The 17,776-nt window shown below is 38.3% G+C and carries 13 protein-coding genes and 5 pseudogenes; all 18 read right to left on the bottom strand.

Annotated elements, in window-relative coordinates; genetic code table 11:
* Window positions 1-51 precede the first annotated feature (51 nt).
* A complete protein-coding gene (locus E3C75_RS03280) occupies window positions 52-990 on the bottom strand; it encodes an AEC family transporter (RefSeq protein ID WP_011226824.1) in 939 nt (312 codons plus the stop codon).
* Window positions 991-1,151: 161 nt separating this feature from the next.
* Window positions 1,152-1,964: a metal ABC transporter permease gene (locus E3C75_RS03275; RefSeq protein WP_100262320.1), complete on the bottom strand. Its 813-nt coding sequence runs from the start codon at window positions 1,962-1,964 to the stop codon at window positions 1,152-1,154.
* Complete coding sequence (locus E3C75_RS03270) at window positions 1,957-2,664, bottom strand: metal ABC transporter ATP-binding protein (RefSeq protein ID WP_014607906.1); 708 nt, start codon at window positions 2,662-2,664, stop codon at window positions 1,957-1,959. Before E3C75_RS03270 ends, E3C75_RS03275 begins: the two co-directional genes overlap by 8 nt.
* Before the next feature lies 1 nt (window position 2,665).
* Window positions 2,666-3,109, bottom strand: coding sequence for a zinc-dependent MarR family transcriptional regulator (locus E3C75_RS03265; protein ID WP_014607905.1), 444 nt, complete (start codon window positions 3,107-3,109; stop codon window positions 2,666-2,668).
* A gap of 105 nt (window positions 3,110-3,214) precedes the next feature.
* Window positions 3,215-4,483, bottom strand: coding sequence for an MFS transporter (locus tag E3C75_RS03260; RefSeq protein ID WP_011225384.1), 1,269 nt, complete (start codon window positions 4,481-4,483; stop codon window positions 3,215-3,217).
* Window positions 4,484-6,823: a class III lanthionine synthetase LanKC N-terminal domain-containing protein gene (locus E3C75_RS03255; protein WP_011225383.1), complete on the bottom strand. Its 2,340-nt coding sequence runs from the start codon at window positions 6,821-6,823 to the stop codon at window positions 4,484-4,486. It lies immediately after the preceding gene.
* 269 nt (window positions 6,824-7,092) lie between these two features.
* A complete protein-coding gene (locus E3C75_RS03250) occupies window positions 7,093-7,956 on the bottom strand; it encodes an Rgg/GadR/MutR family transcriptional regulator (protein WP_133264090.1) in 864 nt (287 codons plus the stop codon).
* Between the two features lie 202 nt (window positions 7,957-8,158).
* Complete coding sequence (gene dusB / locus E3C75_RS03245) at window positions 8,159-9,136, bottom strand: tRNA dihydrouridine synthase DusB (protein ID WP_011680674.1); 978 nt, start codon at window positions 9,134-9,136, stop codon at window positions 8,159-8,161.
* The gene (gene hslO / locus E3C75_RS03240; protein WP_002949275.1) at window positions 9,129-9,995 is read right to left on the bottom strand and encodes an Hsp33 family molecular chaperone HslO; all 867 of its coding nucleotides are present in this window, start codon (window positions 9,993-9,995) and stop codon (window positions 9,129-9,131) included. Before hslO ends, dusB begins: the two co-directional genes overlap by 8 nt.
* A gap of 80 nt (window positions 9,996-10,075) precedes the next feature.
* Entirely contained in the window at window positions 10,076-10,330 is a 255-nt protein-coding gene (locus E3C75_RS03235; RefSeq protein ID WP_223899614.1) for a hypothetical protein, read from the bottom strand.
* A gap of 221 nt (window positions 10,331-10,551) precedes the next feature.
* Window positions 10,552-11,490, bottom strand: a pseudogene (locus tag E3C75_RS03230) (ABC transporter ATP-binding protein).
* Window position 11,491: 1 nt separating this feature from the next.
* Window positions 11,492-12,534, bottom strand: a pseudogene (locus E3C75_RS03225) (ABC transporter ATP-binding protein).
* A 13-nt stretch (window positions 12,535-12,547) separates the two neighbouring features.
* A pseudogene (locus tag E3C75_RS03220) lies at window positions 12,548-12,949 on the bottom strand (ABC transporter permease); the annotation flags it as partial.
* A 69-nt stretch (window positions 12,950-13,018) separates the two neighbouring features.
* Window positions 13,019-13,237: pseudogene (locus E3C75_RS03215) on the bottom strand (ABC transporter permease subunit); the annotation flags it as partial.
* Window position 13,238: 1 nt separating this feature from the next.
* A pseudogene (locus tag E3C75_RS03210) lies at window positions 13,239-14,318 on the bottom strand (peptide ABC transporter substrate-binding protein); the annotation flags it as partial.
* 283 nt (window positions 14,319-14,601) lie between these two features.
* Window positions 14,602-16,020 (bottom strand): Fe-S cluster assembly protein SufB, encoded by a 1,419-nt coding sequence (gene sufB / locus E3C75_RS03205; protein WP_002947647.1) that lies wholly within the window; start codon window positions 16,018-16,020, stop codon window positions 14,602-14,604.
* Between the two features lie 79 nt (window positions 16,021-16,099).
* Window positions 16,100-16,534, bottom strand: a complete 435-nt coding sequence (gene sufU / locus E3C75_RS03200) for a Fe-S cluster assembly sulfur transfer protein SufU (protein WP_111679194.1) — start codon at window positions 16,532-16,534, stop codon at window positions 16,100-16,102.
* Window positions 16,521-17,753, bottom strand: a complete 1,233-nt coding sequence (locus E3C75_RS03195) for a cysteine desulfurase (protein WP_046206385.1) — start codon at window positions 17,751-17,753, stop codon at window positions 16,521-16,523. Before E3C75_RS03195 ends, sufU begins: the two co-directional genes overlap by 14 nt.
* Window positions 17,754-17,776: the final 23 nt, after the last annotated feature.

Below are 17,776 nucleotides of genomic sequence, written 5' to 3'. Positions count from 1 at the left end.
TTTTTTTACAAAAAGAGGCCACCAGTAAAAACTGGATGACTCAGACATTTATTAGGCCATCAAAACCATGAGAATTGGGATAACGATCATGGTCGCGAGGGTAGTCTCAGTCACCATGATAGCAGCGTAATCACTATCAGCTCCGTAGAGTTTAGCAACCACAGGTGCATTGGTCATGACAGGCATAGCCGACTGGATGATAAAAACTTGCTTCATCAAAGTTGGTAAGGAGGACCAATAAACGATTGCAGCCATCAAAACCGGGGCAACCACAAAGCGTCCTAGCAGAATTAATACCTGGTCTTTTTTCAGAACCAACTGCTTCACTCCTGCATTAGACACTGACAAACCGATAAAAATCATAGATAAAGGAGTTGTTAAACTACCTAAATACTGCAAATCACTGGTTAAAAATGTCGGTAACTGAATATGAAGAATAACGATAATAAGACCTATGATAAAACCCATAAGAGGGGGAGAAAAAATCTTATTTAAACTAGTTTTTAAATCAAACTCAGCTTCTCCTTCACCATCTCGCTGGATGAGATAGGTCCCCAAGGTCCAGAAAAAAGTCGTATTACACATGTAATAGATCAGAACATAGGGAATACTAGCATCTCCAAAAAGAGCTTGGTTGATTGGTAGTCCCACGAAGATCGTATTAGAATTAAAAAACATGGAAATAAAGAGTCCACGACGATCCTTTCTGACTGCAAAAATCCTAGCCACTGCTGTTGCAATTCCAAACAAAATCACCATAGACAGAGCAGGAAAACGTAATTCTGGCAACATCTTAAGCAGGTCTGCTGCTGTGAAACGCTGCGTGATGGTATAAAGCATATAGCAGGGCAAGGCAATTTGGGTGACCATCTTAGCGATTAGGCCACGCGACTTGTCATCAAACCAGCCTTTTTCCCCCATGACGAAGCCCACTAAAATCATACCCAGGATGACTAGAATTCCAGATATACTTGTTAAAAAGATTTCCATGTTTCCTCCTTTTTGTTTTTGCTACGATTTATGACAGACAATAGCAGAATCTGACTGATTTTTTCTGACTAGAAATCTACCATTATTTATAACTCAAATCTAAAAAACCACTTTAGTATATCACAAAAAGAGCTCGATTTCTCAAGCTCCTTTTCTATTATTTACTCTGCTTTTAAGAGAGGCCCAAAGATTGATACCAGACCAAAGAAGGCGATGAAGATAAGAGTAATGGTCGCACTAGCTGGTGTTTCCCAATAATAGGAAATAAAGATACCAGAGAGCATTCCAACCAAACCAATACTAATAGCCCAGAAAATAACAGACTTGAAGGTCTGACCTATTTTCATACCAATAGCTGCTGGGAGAATCATGATGGTAGAAACCAAAAGTGTTCCTGCTGCTGGAATCATCAGGGCAATCGCTATCCCTGTCACAATATTGAAGAAGAGCGACATGAGACGTACTGGCAAGCCATCTACATGAGCAGTGTCTTCGTCAAAAGTCAAAAGATACATAGGACGAATAAAGAGGAGAGTCAAGATCAGTACAATAGCCGCAATCACAAAGAGAGCATGCACCTGCTCAGAGCTAATCGTGATAATAGAACCGAAAAGATAGCTATCCAAACTCATACTACTGCTACCCGCCTTGTTACTAAGAATAAGAGCCACTGCCAATCCCATTGACATGAGGATAGCTGTTGAAATCTCCATATAATGCTTGTAACTTACCCTGAGATATTCCAAAACTAAAGCAGCAATAACCACAACCAAAAGGGTCATCCAAGTGGTTGATTGTCCCAAGAAAATTCCAACAGCCACCCCAGCTAGGGACACGTGACTCAAAGTATCGCTCATCAGACTCTGACGACGAAGAATTAAGAAGAGTCCCAAAATTGGCGAAAAGATACTGATAGCAATCACGGCGAGAATAGCACGTTGCATAAAATCATAGGCTAATAATTCACTAATCATGTTTGTGATCCTCTCCATCCTTTTCATGGATATTGAAACAACGCCAAGGCAATTTCTGGTTACGTACCAGGTGAATATTACGGTCTGTGTACTCCTTGACTTCCTCTGGGTCATGGGTAATCATTAAGACAGACTTGCCATGATTATGAGCAGAGTGGTGCATGAGTTCGTAAAAGGTATTGGCTGTCCCTGCATCCATCCCTGTCGTTGGCTCATCCAAAACAAAGATATCAGGATCTAAAGCGAAAATACGAGCAATGACAGCACGTTGCTTTTGACCACCTGAGAGATGTCCAATCTGCTTGTAACGATTTTCCCACATACCTACAGACTCTAGAGCACGTTGAACATGCTCTAAGTCATGTTTGTTCAAACGACGGAACCACCCCTTATGGGGGTAGCGACCTGACTTGACAAACTCATAAACAGTACTTGGGAATCCTGCATTAAAGCTGGCAATCTGCTGTGGTAGATAGGCCATGCGAAGCTTCTTACCATCTTTGTTAATATCAGAAATCGTCACAATCCCCTTCTTAGGCTTGAGAATTCCTAGGGTAGCCTTAATAAGCGTTGACTTGGCAGCTCCATTTTCCCCAGTCAGGGTCACAAACTCCCCAGAATCCAAATGATAGTGAATATTGTCCAGAACGGGCTCCGCATCATACTGGAAGCTCAGACCTTCAACTGTAATATAACGCATCTTATTCCTCTATTTTTTCTGCTAATTTTATCAAGAAACGGCCAATAACCTGACGCTCTTGATGATCAAACTGATCCAATACAGACCGATAAACCCCAAGGGTCTCTTGGTGGTGTTCCTTATGCTCTTGGGCAATAGGTTGAGCTTCTTGTGTCAAGACGAAATAGGTCACGCGCCCATCATCCTTGTCTTTCTTACCCTCCAACATGCCCTCTTTGACCAAGGTTTTTACTGCCTTGGTAACAGCAGCCTGGCTGACATTGAGAGCCTTAGCCAACTCAGAATTGGTCTTTTGCCCCTCAGACAAAAGCATGAGAATATGCTCCTGGGTGTTGGTCAACTTAACCTTACTTCGGCACTGACCAATGAGGAGCTCATACTGATTTTCAGCCTTAAGCAAAATTTGATTAATCAATTGATTTACTTGTTCTTCTAGTTCTATCATTACTTTCTCCATTTACTTAACCAGTTAATTATATCGAAAACACAGAGGTTTTGCAAGGAAAAATAAAAAGTCCAACCGCAGCTAGACTTAAAAATGATAATAGGTTTAAGATACTGCCCGTGTCTCTTCCTTCCAAAAACAGGTATAACCTATATTAAATACCGCCAAGAAAGCCAAGAGAGTCCATGACCAAGTAGCACCCAAGGACTGGTTTAAGGCCAAAATCACAGCTGCACCCAGGGGTACAGTCGCTGTGACAATGGTTGAAAAGATACTAAAGACAGCGTTCTGTCGCTCTTCGACAATGGAGAAGATGACGATGGTATCTGATTTTGGATTGGAAATGGCTGTCGCATAAGAAGAAAGAAAAAGCAAGGTAAAGAGGACAATGGGATTGTGCCATACAAAGATACTGATAATCATCAACAATGCTAGACTATTCTCAAAAAGCAGGTTGGACCTAATGGACCACTTGCGGTAAAAGTCGAACGGAAAAAGTGATCCTAAAAAGAAAGCAACCAATTCAATAGACTCAAAGACTGTGATAGTCACAGCATAAGACCCCAACTGCAACTCCTTGACCGATAAGAGATAAATCATCAACAGGGTGGCCATGGCTGACGAGAGCAGGTTCATACTAGAGTAAATCATGACCAAATTAAAAATAGAGGACTGGGATTTGAGAAAGGTGAAATTGGTTATGGTGTCCCTGACAAACTGACAAATCAGGGCTTTTAAGGATTCTGCTTGTTGTTCTTTGGACTCAGGTATTGGTTCATCAAGATGGTCAAAAAGTTTTCGCCCTCGTCGCAAGACCAGATAAGAAGCCAAGAAAACCAAAACATTAATCAAGGCAAACAAGAAATAGTTATGAGCCAGCAGGGCAATGAGCATGACACCCACGCTCTTTCCCGCTAAGGTGACGATATTAGACATTCCCTTACGAAAAGAGATGGCTAAGGAAAAATTCTCCTCATCTACCACCCGACGATTGAGGGAAAGATTGAGATAGGCAGTGTAATTACCAATAATATCACTCATAAAGTTGATGGCTAGGACCAAGACGAAGACCCACCAACTAGGTTTAAGCAAGGTTAACACCCCAAAAAAGACATATAAACTCATCTGCAACCAGCGTACCAATTTCATGGCCTTAAAGCTATTTGACGCTCGATCAGAGACATAACCCACAATAAAATCAAAAACATAGGGAAGCGAGGTAATCAAACTCGCCAACCCCACCGCCAATTCTGGATTAGGGAAGGTAGCCGCATAGAGAACCGAAACCAAGTCAAACAAGGTGGTCCCAAAGATACCTAACAAGATGGATAGGGTCAAAACCCTATAAGGCTTGTGTTGTAAAAAAAGCTGCATTTAAACCTCCTGATGGGTAAGAAATAGATTAAACATAAATTGATACTCATGAGTTACATCTCTCTCCTCATTATTAGGATAATAATCATAGATATGTAATCGATTCTTTTCTCTGAACTCGAATATTGAAGAGTTAGACAGCTGTCTCATCGCTTTATTCGTCAGATTTAATTCTTGTATAGTACTAAAATTTGACTGCGAAACTTTATATAAAACATAGGATATCCCCAGTTGTCCAGAAAATAAATCTCTACGCTTACAAAATGAAATATTTGTCAAAAAACGAATATATTCTTTCTTAAAATAGTTTTCATCACCAGTTAACTCCCATAACTGTAAAGACAATAAAACATAACCAGATAAGCCATCATTTACATAGGGAGTGGAAATACTATCAGAAAAACTATTAACAAATTCAATATAATTTTCCTTTTGGACAATAGCATGACTAGCTTCAGTAAACAGTCTTTTTGCCTCTAAAAGGATAATATCATCTTTCGTCAACTTATAATATTCTACTAAAAATAAAACTATGCCTAGTTTTCCATCATAAATTCCATTATTTTCAACAATATTATCATTGCTAATACTATACTTTATCCTAAAATATATTAAATCTAGTATCTCTTTATAAAGTATATCTAGATGATTAAATTTTAATTCATACAAAACCTCTAGACCAAGCCCAACAATACCTGAATGAAACGAAAATTCGTTACAATTTTTTACCCAGAATAGTATATTGCCCAATTGTTGTGTCAGACCATATTCTGATATTTCAATATTAAGTTCTTCATAATTTTTATCAAAAATCTTAAAGGAATTTGAAAATACAGACTCTCCATAATTTTTCTCTAACCATTCACTAAATTCTGGTACAAGAAAATAGTATCTTTTTTTATAAATCAAACTACAACTATCGCCATAGTTCTCAGATTTAGTCATAAACTCAGCAGTAAAATATCGATTTGTTCTATCATTTATACGTTTCCTAAAAACTGTACTTATTTTACTTTGTCTTAAACATGTTTCTAAATCTTTTCTCCAATTCAATGGTTGTCTAATCAATAATTCAATAACTTTAAAAATACTATCAGAAGGATAAGTCATCACACAAAATTGTCTGAACATCTTTAATACCTCGTTACCAGAAACACCATGTCTTAAATATTGATTTATCGGAAATACATAGTTCATTAAGGTATAACCTAATTTGTGAAAATCTCTTTCCTTATCTCCTAATTCAATATGGCTATGGTCATAAAATGTCATAGTCATTCCTGCACCTTTTGATTTAATTGATAAAACCTCTTCACTGTTAGAATCAACAATATTGTAGGATGAGCCAAAATCACAAAGTGATACATATACATCGTCCGTAAAATCAACAAAAATATTATTGGAGCTGACATCATTGATAATAATACCTTTTTGGTGAACCGAATCAAATAAAATCAATAATTTCATCACTAAATCTGAGAAAGGGATACTTTCGAATAGAAAACTAGATGCTATCAAAGATAACATGTCCCCTTTCAATTTTGATTCAACTAAATAGTAATTTCCCCATTCATAAAAAGATAATCTGTATTTAGGGATTCCTTCTAAAGTTTCTAGTTGTTTTATTATCTTTTCCTCATTTTTTATATCTCCAATTGCAGTACTATTAGTTCCCAAAATATTTTTACGGCCTTCCTTTAGAATAGTAACATTACCATCATATTTCGATTCATATACATTACCTGAGGCACTCTCATGTATAATCATAGTAGGTTCAACTGTACAACCTAAAAAAGTTGCTACATTATGATACTCATCATTAATGTTTTCAAATGGATCCTCAATGCCGTTTGGTAACTCAAAAAAAGACCTATTATCCATAATAGGAGTACCACCAATTAACAAATAGTCTGATTGTGCTGCCATTACACCATACCTATAAAAAATGTTGGTATCTCTATACTGCATATCTGATATAACAACCGGCCCTTCGAAACCAATCAATATATCAGCCAAGTCTAAAACAATATTTTTAAACAATTTATCATTCTTAGGATAAATTGTTATACACTTTCCAGCCTGGGTCGTAAAACAGTCTGAAGATAAAAAATATTTTAGCACCTTATTATTATATATGTATTTAAAATCTATTTTATATTTTGTACAATATTCAACGATCAATCTCAGTACAATCTGATAACTATCTAAATTTGAGGAAATATGAATTTTCCACCCTTGTCGTGGAATCTCACTCCCAAATTCAACATATTTATAATAATCATCTTTTAAGGTTTTACACTTCTCAATTTTTTTGAAATCAGAGTCAAAACTAAATTGCATATCTCAATATCACCCTTAAGCATTAAATACAAACACGAAAAAGGGAACACTAAGTCCCCTCAGATTTTGCAATGATCACTAGCTCTTAAGGGCATTTAATTGATCGTGCGTAAAAAGCATCAGATTTTACTCCAGATGACTTTGTAACTTTCAACAAAGCTTGAAAATTTTTCATTTAATTAGGCTCCTTTCTAGGTTAACGTTACTTAACCTTATGATTAAAGTATAGCCTATCTTTACAAATCTACGCTTTCGTTGCATAAACGGGATTAACCTACAATCGACTTAAAATGCTCTAAATAATTTTTATATAATCTAGTATTCTTAAGCAATTTAAATATTTCCAGAGACTCTTGCATAATTTGCTTCCCCCCCGAATCTCCCATCGCAAATTTTAAATATCCTTGTACATAATAAAAAATAACTTTCTCATACATATCGGACTCAACATTTACTAGGCTATCTATATGCCTCTCAAAAAAAGCAGCCTTAGTAAACCATTCGGATTCAATGCATCGTATCATTATATTGATAGATAATTGAATAACTAGTTTTCTATTTCTTACTACTTCATAATAATAATCTGTCTTCCGTAAGACTTCCCTTCCCAAAGAAACTAATGTTTCCCCATTTATATATTGAGCAAGATTCCCTAAAATAGACAATTCATAGTAGCCCCAGCTCTCAATCCCAAATAAATAATCAGTCACAAATCGTAAATCTGATTGAGTTATCAAATTTTCAGACTCTACAGAACTTAAGCAAGATAATATCAGTATTTTTTCTATTTTCTTTGTTGTTGAATTAGGCAACTCCTCCACTTCGTTAAATAGATATCGTAACCCCTCCGCATCTTTTGTAAGACTTAGAGTATGTAGCTTCTTTAATAATTCTTCAAAACTATCATTTCTATAACCTCTGTAGATTACCATAAATTCTTCTATCGAAACATTTATAAAATCTAATGCACTTAAAAATTTAATCAAAGATATTTCAGTCTCTCCTCTTTCAAATCTAGAAAGTTGCGATTTAGAAAATCCTTTATCAATATAATTTGATAATTTTGTACCTTTATCTAACCGTAATTCTCTATATATTTCACCAATTTTTTTCAGTTCATTTTGTTTTCCCATATATGCAACCTTCTTTTAAAAAATCAAATCAAATGTTATCCTATGTAACAAACTAAGTTGGAGGAAATCATATGAAATTGTTAAAAATTATTGTCCTATTGACATGTATTTACATAATAGTTGGTGGTGTCTAAAACCTCTTACAAGCAATTTATTATATATGAGCCCTGTTAGAGTACATACTAACAGGGCTCTTTCTATTTCATCGTAAAGTCGCAAAGATTTCTTTGACCTGAGCAACAGACTCGGCACGCGAGACTTCGCCACGAACCTTAGCTGCTCCTGCTGTTCCACGAAGATAGTGTGGAGCAAGACCACGGAATTCACGGACAGCAATCATCTCACCTTTAAGGTCTACCAAACGTTTGAGGTGGTCTTCAGCAATGTCCAGCTTCTTATCAAACGGAAGATCTGGCAACTCCTCTCCCGTTTCGAAGAAGTGATTGATTTGCGTGAAGATGTATGGATTATTCATGGCTGCACGACCCACCATAACGGCATCTACGCCAAGTTCTTCAATCATGAGTTTAGCGTCTTGAACGTTACGAACATCTCCATTTCCGATAAATGGAATCTTAGTAATAGCTTTAGCAACACGAGCCAGCGTCTCGTGGTCACAGTGACCAGTATACATTTGTTCACGGGTACGACCGTGCATGGCAAGAGCAGAAACACCTGCAGACTCAGCTGCAAGAGCGTTTTCCACAGCCAAATCACTGTCTGACCATCCCGTACGCATCTTAACGGTCAAGGGAATATCAAGCACTGACGTTACTTCCTTGACAATGTGGTAAATCTTGTCTGGATCCTTGAGCCACTTGGCACCCGCTTCATTTTTGACTACCTTATTGACCGGACAACCCATATTGATATCAACGATATCAGCCTTGGTATTGGTCTGAATAAAATCAGCTGCACGCTTCAAGCCCTCAGCATCACCACCGAAAAGCTGGATAGACATTGGATGTTCATTCTCATCAATATGAAGCATGTGGAGGGTTTTCTCATTATTGTAGAGGAGACCTTTTTCAGAAATCATCTCCATCACCACAAGACCAGCACCAAACTCTTTTGCAATAGTACGGAAGGCAGAGTTGGTCACGCCTGCCATAGGAGCTAGGACTGTTCGGTGAGGGATCTCTACATTTCCAATCATAAAGGATGAATTAAGTTTAGTCATTGATGAGTTCCTCCAAGTCAGCTTCTGAAAATTCATACTTAGTTTGGCAGAATTGACAGACGATTTCAGCCCCATGGTCCTCGTCTTTCATAGCTTGAAGTTCATCCTTACCAAGCGTCAAGAGGGCATTTTCAAAGCGTTCACGTGAGCAATCGCACTCAAAGCTAAGCTCCTCTTCAGACAAGCGTTTGAAAGGCTCATCCCCATAAATGGCATTCAAGAGCGCTTCAATATGGTCATCAGACTCCAAAAGTGTTGAAATGGCTGGCATCTCTTGGATGCGTTTTTCGTAACGAGCGATTTCTTCCTCGCTAGCTCCTGGTAAGACCTGAAGCATGAAACCACCAGCAACCTTGACCTTATCCTCTTTGTCAAGAAGTACATTAAGACCAACAGCAGATGGTGTTTGCTCAGACTCTGTCAAATAGTAGGCAAAGTCTTCACCGATTTCACCAGAAATAAGCGGTGTTGATGACGTGTAAGGATTACCAGTTCCATAATCGATGATTGAGACAAATTGTCCTTGCCCCATGAAAGGACCTACTAAAACTTCACCAGTCGCTGTTTTCTTGATGTCTACACCTGGATTTTGGATGTAGCCCTTAACATGTCCTTTGGTATCAGCTACAGAGATGATATGACCAAAAGAGCCGTTTCCGATAACCTTAACTGTAATTTTGCTATCACCCTTTTGGTTAGCAGCCAAGATTTGATTGGCAATAAGGGTACGCCCCAAAGCAACTGTTGATGACGATAATGTATTGTGTTTTTCTTGTGCAGTTCTGACCGTTTCAGTACTATCAAGAGCATAAGCACGGAAAGAACCTGATTCTGAAATTGTTTTAATTAATTTATCCATAGTGTTTCCATTATAACACAAAAAAGAGGATGGAAAAGTCGTAAACGCTTGGCATTTCCTCTCCCACTCTCTCTAGCAAATTACCATGAAAATTCGGACAGTTTTTCCCTCAAACTTGCTAATTGCCTATTGTCAAAATGATGCTTCTGCCTTATTACAGGTGATAAATTCTCCAAATACTCAATATAGATGCTGACAAGGAGATTATAGTCAATAGTCGTCAAGCGTTTGAGTTGACTATGAATGAAGGCTGTCGCCTGATCATACTTTTCCTGAATTAACAAATCATCAATGTAATCATTTCCATCAACAGCCTGCTCTTGATCGTCTCCCACCTGACCTCAATCAATATCCAGAGTCTCAAATTTAAAAGCCTTGATGACGACATTAGCTGTCCCTCGAATCTGATTGAGTAGCCAGTCACTGTTGTTGTATACTCCCATATTAGTCCTCTTTAACTATTGCTCTATCACCCTTATTATACTGTTTTGTCTCTGCATTATAAACGCTTACTAATCAAAAGGAGGTGACTAGAGAATCACCACCTTTTTACAGTTTAATTAGACTTGGCTTCTTCTTTATAATTTTTAGCCTCTGCTTCTGTAGCATAAACAAAATGCCCTGGTCGGATTTCATACATTTGTCTATTTTCCCCATCATTTTCAATAGAGGAATCGTGAATCAAATGCTGACGCTTACGCTCTCTTTCTGGATCTGGTTCTGGAATTGCAGATAATAGACTCTTTGTATAAGGATGAATCGGGTTATGATAGATCTCATCTGCTGGTCCCACTTCAAGAAGTTTACCCCAATGCATTGCACCAATACGATCGGATATATATTTAACAATCGATAAGTCATGGGCAATAAACAAATAAGTTAACCCCTGTTCATGTTGCAACTTCTGCATCAAATTAACCACTTGTGCTTGAATAGAAACATCCAAAGCAGAAATCGGTTCGTCTGCTACAATAAAATGATGATTAACCGCTAAAGCACGCGCAATACCAATCCTTTGACGTTGACCACCAGAAAACTCATGAGGACTTCTTGATAGGTGATCTTCATTTAACCCTACCAAATCAATGAGTTCTTTAACCTTAGCTTAACGCTCTTCCTTAGATTTAGCCAATTTATGAATATCAATGCCTTCAGCAATAATATCACGGATTTTCATGCGTCCATTAAGACTAGATTGAGGATCTTGAAAAATCATCTGAGCTGTCTTACGGAAATCATGAAGATCTTTCCCTTTTAAACTTGATATCCCATTACCTGAAAAGGTAACAGTACCCGAATCAATATCAGAAAGTTTTAAAACAGATCGCCCAATGGTTGTTTTACCTGATCCAGATTCTCCAACTAGTCCAAAAATTTCGCCCTCATAGATATCAAAGCTAACGTCATCAATAGCCTCAACCTCGTTTGATTTTCCTTTATTAAAAGTTAGAGACACATTTTTTAGTTCTACTAACTTTTTACGTTCTTGTGTCATCTTATTTCTCCTTCATCTTTGACCATTTTTCCCATCGTTTCAATATTGGCGAAGGAGGGGTTACTTTAGGAGCTCGTTCATCTAAGAGCCATGTTGCTGCAAAATGCGTATCTGATACTTTAAACATTGGCGATTCTTCCTGATAATCAATATCTAAAGCAAAGACATTTCGAGCAGCAAAGGCATCACCTTTAGGAGAATAAAGCCAATCTGGAGGAGTTCCTGGAATAGCTTCTAGGCTACCAGATTCTGTTTCTGTTGTAGGCATAGAGTTAAGAAGTCCCCATGTGTATGGGTATTGCGGATTATAGAAAACCTCATCCACAGTCCCATATTCCACAATTTTACCGCATACATAACTGCTACACGATCAGCCATCCCAGCGACAACACCCAAGTCATGATTAATAAAAATAATGGATGAATCACGCTCTTCTTGGATTTTTTTCATCAGACGAAGAATTTGTGCTTGAATCGTAACATCTAAAGCTGTAATAGGCTCGTCAGCAATCAAAATTTCAGGATCTGCAGCTAGAGCAATGGCAATTACTGCTCTGTGAAGCATTCCTCCTGACCATTGGTGAGGGTAGTCATTTATATGTTCTTCGTCATTAGGTATCCCAACATCTTTCATTAATTGTAAAGCCATTATCTAAGGCTTCTTTCTGATATAATTTGGTATGAAACATAATAGGCTCAGCAATTTGGCGCCCAATTTTCATAGTAGGGTCAAGACTGGTCATAGGATCTTGAAAAATCATAGCAATATCATTTCCACGAACTTTAACCCAATCTTCCTCCCTTAAGGCTTGCATATCGCGCCCTTTAAAGGTAATGTCTCCAGTTACCTTAGCGTTTTTTTGTCTGATAGACCCATTAGCGTCCTTGTCGTTACAGATTTTCCTGAACCAGACTCACCAACAATTGCCAGTGTCTCACCTTTTTTCAAGTCAAAATTGACATCACGAATCGCTTTTACTTCTCCAGCGTAAGTATGAAAATTAACATGGAGATTTTTTACACTTAAAATCGTTTCTTTCATTATTATTACGCTCCTGTTAGTTTTCTTTGTTAGATTTAAGGTCAAATGCATAACGCAAGCCGTCCTCCCCTAAAAGAATGAAGGCAAGAGAGATAAAAACAAGAGCCAAGGCAGAAATAAGCACCTGATAAGAGTAGTATTGAAGATTCTCAGAAGCATCCGTAATCAACGAACCTAAAGAAACTATTGGTGGCTTAACCCCCAAATTGATAGCTGATAGAACCGCCTCGTACATAATAGCACTTGGAACGGTCATCATAATTTGAACAATAATGATACCTGAAATATTTGGCAAAACATGTTAAAAAGCTATCTTGAATTTATTTTCACCCAAAGCGCGTGAGGCTAAAACAAATTCACGTTCTCGGTAGGATAGGGTCAAATTACGGACTTGACGCGCCATAGACGTCCATCCGATTTTTCTTGTGATTCAGTATTTCCAGCACCAACAAGGTTGACTAGTTGTTTTTCTTCCATGATACTCTCCTTACTTCAGACGGACACGTGGATCCACAAAACTAGTAATGATATCTGTCAATAGGATAGCTACCATAAGCATAACGGCATAAACGATAGTGGTTCCCATAATGACAGGATAATCTTTTGTTGGAATAGAGGTAACAAACTGTTGGCCAATCCCAGGAATTGAGAAAATCTGCTCTATGAGTGCTGAACCGGTTAGAATATTAGCAGCCATTGGACCGATCTGGAACTGAGCCTGTATCAACCGCAGCTTCGACAATACCTTTACGGTCGGTAGCAAGGTTGAGAGCTTGACGGATTTTAAGATTATCTAGACCTTTAACTTTACCAGTTTCATTATAAGTCATATAACTTGTTGTTGCTTCTGGAACTGTAACAACATCTTTGTTCTTTATATTTGAGTTAAAGATTGCTGACGTACTTGAAATGCTTGCAAAGTCAAGTTGACTTTGTTTATACATTTGGACAGCTGTATCAGGTTTTTTAACCGTTTGAATATTGATTGTCTTTGTTTTGACGTGCTTTGCATCCCAATAATTGTTATTTTTGACAAGTTTGAAGCTACCACTTGTACCATTCCAATTTTCAACCTTGAAAGGTCCAGAATAAATTTGTTTGTCAGACTTCGTTCCATATTGTTTTCCAGTCTTTTCTACAAATTCCTTATGTTGTGGGACAAAGTTTGAGAATGACAAAAGACTTTTGAATTGTGGAGAAGGATTTGAGAAGGTAAAGATAACTTTATTTCCCTCAGCCTTAACACCCAATTCATCAACGCTCTTATTACCAGCAATAATGTCTGCAACATTAACAAGGTGAGAATCTGAAGCGAGGTAAGAATACTCAGAAGCTGTAGCAGGATCAACCATACGTTCCCAAGTATAGACAAAGTCCTCAGCAGTAATCTTAGTACCATCTGAATACTTCAAGCCATCTCTAAGAGTCACTGTATAAGTCAAACCATCGGATGACACATCAACTTTTTAGCCAAATCAGGTTGTAACTTCCCATTTTTATCAACACAAAGTAAGTTACTTTCTGAGTTCCCAAGCGCCAAGGCTGAATAGTGATCTGAATTTTTAGAAATATCAAGGTGATACCAGTTGCGACCAACATTGTAAATGGATGATTAGTGATCTGAATTTTTTAGAGATATCAAGGGGCAATATTTCAGTAGGGGTGTACCAGTTAATTTCATCTTTACTTGAGGTTGATTTTGAGCCACAAGCAGCAAGAAGTGTTGCAGAAGCCAAAGCAATTACTCCAACAGCTACAATACTCTTAAAGTTACGTTTCTTAATCATAATTATAAGAGGCCTCCTCCAATCAAAAATTTACTTTCGTGTATATTTATACCTTAAAATAGGCTAAAGTAAAGATATAATTCTTAATAATTCGAAAATTCAGTTATTTTGTCTCGAAAAAGACTCGAAATATCCAAAAAATGACGCATCTGTAGCTCTTGTCCACTACACATAAACGTTTTACAATCAATCCAAACAAAAAAGGCTAAGAAGTATATCTTAACCTTATAGTATTTTGAACCAATTTCTCAGTTTACTCTGTATTTTTACACAAACTTACTGCTTACCCAACTGATCCTTCCATTTCATAGCTAATCAAGCGGTTAAGCTCAACAGCATATTCCATTGGAAGTTCTTTGGTAAATGGTTCCACAAATCCCATGACAATCATTTCAGTTGCTTCTTGTTCTGAAAGTCCACGGCTCATGAGGTAGTAGAGCTGTTCTTCAGAAATCTTAGAAACTTTAGCTTCGTGTTCAAGCGCAACTTGTGAATTGTGGATTTCGTTGAATGGGATAGTATCTGATTTAGATAAGTCATCCATCAAGATGGTGTCACATTCGATGTGAGATACTGATTTCTTGGAATCCTTGTTGAAGGTTACTTGTCCACGATAGTCAACCTTACCACCATTACGAGCAATTGATTTAGAAACAATAGATGATGATGTATGCGGTGCATTGTGAATCATCTTAGCCCCTGTATCTTGGTGTTGACCAGCATTAGCAAAGGCAATTGAAAGCATGGTACCACGTGCACCTTCACCATCAAGGTAAACAGATGGATACTTCATGGTTACTTCAGCACCCAGGTTACCATCAATCCACTCAACAGTTGCGTTTTTCTTAGCCGTAGCACGTTTAGTTACCAAGTTGTAGACGTTATCTGACCAGTTTTGAATAGTTGAGTAGCGCATGTAGGCACCATCAAGTGCAAAGATTTCAACGATGGCCGCATGAAGGCTTGCCGTTGTGTATGTAGGCGCTGTACATCCTTCAACATAGTGAACGCTGGCACCTTCATCAACAATGATAAGAGTACGTTCAAATTGAGCAGTTGCTTCGTTGTTAATACGGAAGTAGGTTTGAAGCGGAATATCTACCTTAACGCCTTTTGGTACATAAATAAAGGTACCACCTGACCAGAAGGCAGAGTTAAGGGCCGCAAATTTGTTATCTGTTGGCGGAACCAGTTTTGAGAAGTACTTCTTAAAGAGTTCTGGATGCTCTTTAAGTGCTGAATCTGTATCTGTAAAGATAATACCCAACTTGTCATACTCTTCTTTCATATTGTGGTAAACCACTTCTGACTCATACTGAGCTGAGGCTCCAGCAAGATAGGCACGTTCTGCTTCTGGAATACCAATACGTTCAAAAGTTTCCTTGATTTTCTCAGGAACATCTTCCCAGTCACGAGCAGGTTTGTCTGATGCCTTTTGGAAATAAGTCAGATCATCAAAGTTAATACCAGAAAGGTCTGGCCCCCACTCTTGCATAGCCATTTTGTTAAAGGTTTCCAATGATTTCAAGCGGAATTCAAGCATCCACTCAGGCTCCTCTTTTTCAGCAGACATGGCACGGACCACGTCTTCACTGATTCCTTTTCCTGTTGAAAAGACTGGTGTCACATCATCACGGAAACCGTATTTATATTCCCCAAGATCAATGGGTTTTGGTTCTACTTTTTCATTTGTTTCAGTCATAGTATTTTCCTTTATTAAAGGTTTGATTAATTTGCTTTATTTAAGACTTGAGCAAGGAAGATAATTACTCCATTGCTTCCTAGAGCTCACTTCTCTCTATAGCCATTTTAAGGGCATTCCAAGAGAGCGTTGCACATTTGATACGTTGTGGAAATTTAGAAACCCCCGCCAAAAGCTTGGCCTCACCTAACTTATCCTCATCCACTTTATGATTTCCTTGAATCATAAGAGAGAAAATTTCTGCTAGTTCTAAAGCCTCCTCCTTGGTTTTACCGATAACCGCATCCGTCATCATACTTGATGAGGCTGTTGAAATGGTACAACCATCATCAGCAAAGGCGATGTCTTCAATCATATCACCATCAAACTTAACTGACAGATTGATAACATCTCCACATGTCGGATTATTCAGTTGAAGTTGCTCCACATCAGGTAGAACACCATGATGGTGAGGGCTCTTAGAGTGATCGGCCACAACAGCCATATATAAACTATCTAGTCTAGAGAGTGCCATTGAAAAACTCCTTCGTCGCAAGAATTGCCTCTACAAGCTTGTCACAATCCTCTTTAGTATTGTAAATATAGAAACTTGCACGGGCAGCCGATGAAATACCTAAATGATTAATTAAAGGTTGAGCACAGTGGTGACCCGCACGAACCGCCACCCCTTCATAGTCAAGGGCAGTCGCCACATCATGAGGATGAAGTCCATTAATATTAAAGGCGATAACACCCGCATGTTTGCCAGAATCTTCTGGCCCATATACCGTCAATCCCTCAATCGCTTGAAGCTTAGGCAAGACATAGTCTACCAACTCTTGCTCATAAGCATGAACATTTTCCATACCTAAAGCAGAGAGGTAGTCCACAGCAGTACCTAGTGCAATAGCTCCCGCAATGTTAGGTGTGCCAGCCTCAAATTTCCAAGGCAGTTCCTTCCAAGTGGCTTCTTGTTCATAAACGAAATCAATCATCTCACCACCAAATTCGATAGGATTCATCTGGTTGAGAATCTCTTCTTTTCCATAGAGAACCCCAATCCCTGTTGGGCCTAACATCTTATGTCCAGAAAGGATAAAGAAATCACAATCCAAATCCTGAACATCAATAGCCATGTGGGGTGCAGATTGGGCACCATCCACTACCATATAGGCGCCAACTCGGTGGACCATTTGTGCAATCTCTTTAACAGGATTGATGCAACCTAAAACGTTAGAAACCTGAGCCAGACTGACAAATTTTGTCTTTTCACTAATCTTATTGGCCAAGTCTTCCATATCCAACTGACCATCTTTCAAGTAGGCATAAACAAGTTTAGCCCCCGCCTTCTTACAAGCTTCCTGCCAAGGGATGATATTAGAGTGGTGTTCCATAATTGAAATAACCACCTCATCTCCTGGCTCAAGAACCTGCTCTGCAAAACGACCAACCCAGTTAAGACCAGTTGTCGTTCCACGTGTAAAGAGAATCTCTTTAGTTGATTTGGCACTAATAAACTGGCGAATTTTTTCACGACTAGCTTCGTAAGCAGCTGTGGCACGCTCTGCCAAAGTGTGCACGCCACGGTGCACATTAGCATTCTCCTCACGATAGTAGGCCATGAGGGTGTCCAAAACTACTTGAGGTTTCTGAGTCGTCGCTGCATTATCCAAGTATACCAAAGGTTCATCATTGACTACCTGATCTAAGATGGCAAAATCTTGTCGAATCTTATAGGCATCTAGAGCTGACATCTTATCTCCCTATCTAGATATAT

Source organism: Streptococcus thermophilus, assembly GCF_010120595.1.
Lineage (GTDB): Bacteria > Bacillota > Bacilli > Lactobacillales > Streptococcaceae > Streptococcus > Streptococcus thermophilus.
The sequence above is the reverse complement of the archived record's forward strand: the minus strand, read 5'-3'. Positions and strand labels throughout refer to the sequence as shown.

What these genes read in the sequence shown, in the direction of transcription:
- E3C75_RS03280 (WP_011226824.1), bottom strand. Translation starts at nt 990, where the DNA reads ATGGAAATCTTTTTAACAAGTATATCTGGAATTCTAGTCATCCTGGGT.
- E3C75_RS03275 (WP_100262320.1), bottom strand. Translation starts at nt 1,964, where the DNA reads ATGATTAGTGAATTATTAGCCTATGATTTTATGCAACGTGCTATTCTC.
- E3C75_RS03270 (WP_014607906.1), bottom strand. Translation starts at nt 2,664, where the DNA reads ATGCGTTATATTACAGTTGAAGGTCTGAGCTTCCAGTATGATGCGGAG.
- E3C75_RS03265 (WP_014607905.1), bottom strand. Translation starts at nt 3,109, where the DNA reads ATGATAGAACTAGAAGAACAAGTAAATCAATTGATTAATCAAATTTTG.
- E3C75_RS03260 (WP_011225384.1), bottom strand. Translation starts at nt 4,483, where the DNA reads ATGCAGCTTTTTTTACAACACAAGCCTTATAGGGTTTTGACCCTATCC.
- E3C75_RS03255 (WP_011225383.1), bottom strand. Translation starts at nt 6,823, where the DNA reads ATGCAATTTAGTTTTGACTCTGATTTCAAAAAAATTGAGAAGTGTAAA.
- E3C75_RS03250 (WP_133264090.1), bottom strand. Translation starts at nt 7,956, where the DNA reads ATGGGAAAACAAAATGAACTGAAAAAAATTGGTGAAATATATAGAGAA.
- dusB (WP_011680674.1), bottom strand. Translation starts at nt 9,136, where the DNA reads ATGACTAAACTTAATTCATCCTTTATGATTGGAAATGTAGAGATCCCT.
- hslO (WP_002949275.1), bottom strand. Translation starts at nt 9,995, where the DNA reads ATGGATAAATTAATTAAAACAATTTCAGAATCAGGTTCTTTCCGTGCT.
- sufB (WP_002947647.1), bottom strand. Translation starts at nt 16,020, where the DNA reads ATGACTGAAACAAATGAAAAAGTAGAACCAAAACCCATTGATCTTGGG.
- sufU (WP_111679194.1), bottom strand. Translation starts at nt 16,534, where the DNA reads ATGGCACTCTCTAGACTAGATAGTTTATATATGGCTGTTGTGGCCGAT.
- E3C75_RS03195 (WP_046206385.1), bottom strand. Translation starts at nt 17,753, where the DNA reads ATGTCAGCTCTAGATGCCTATAAGATTCGACAAGATTTTGCCATCTTA.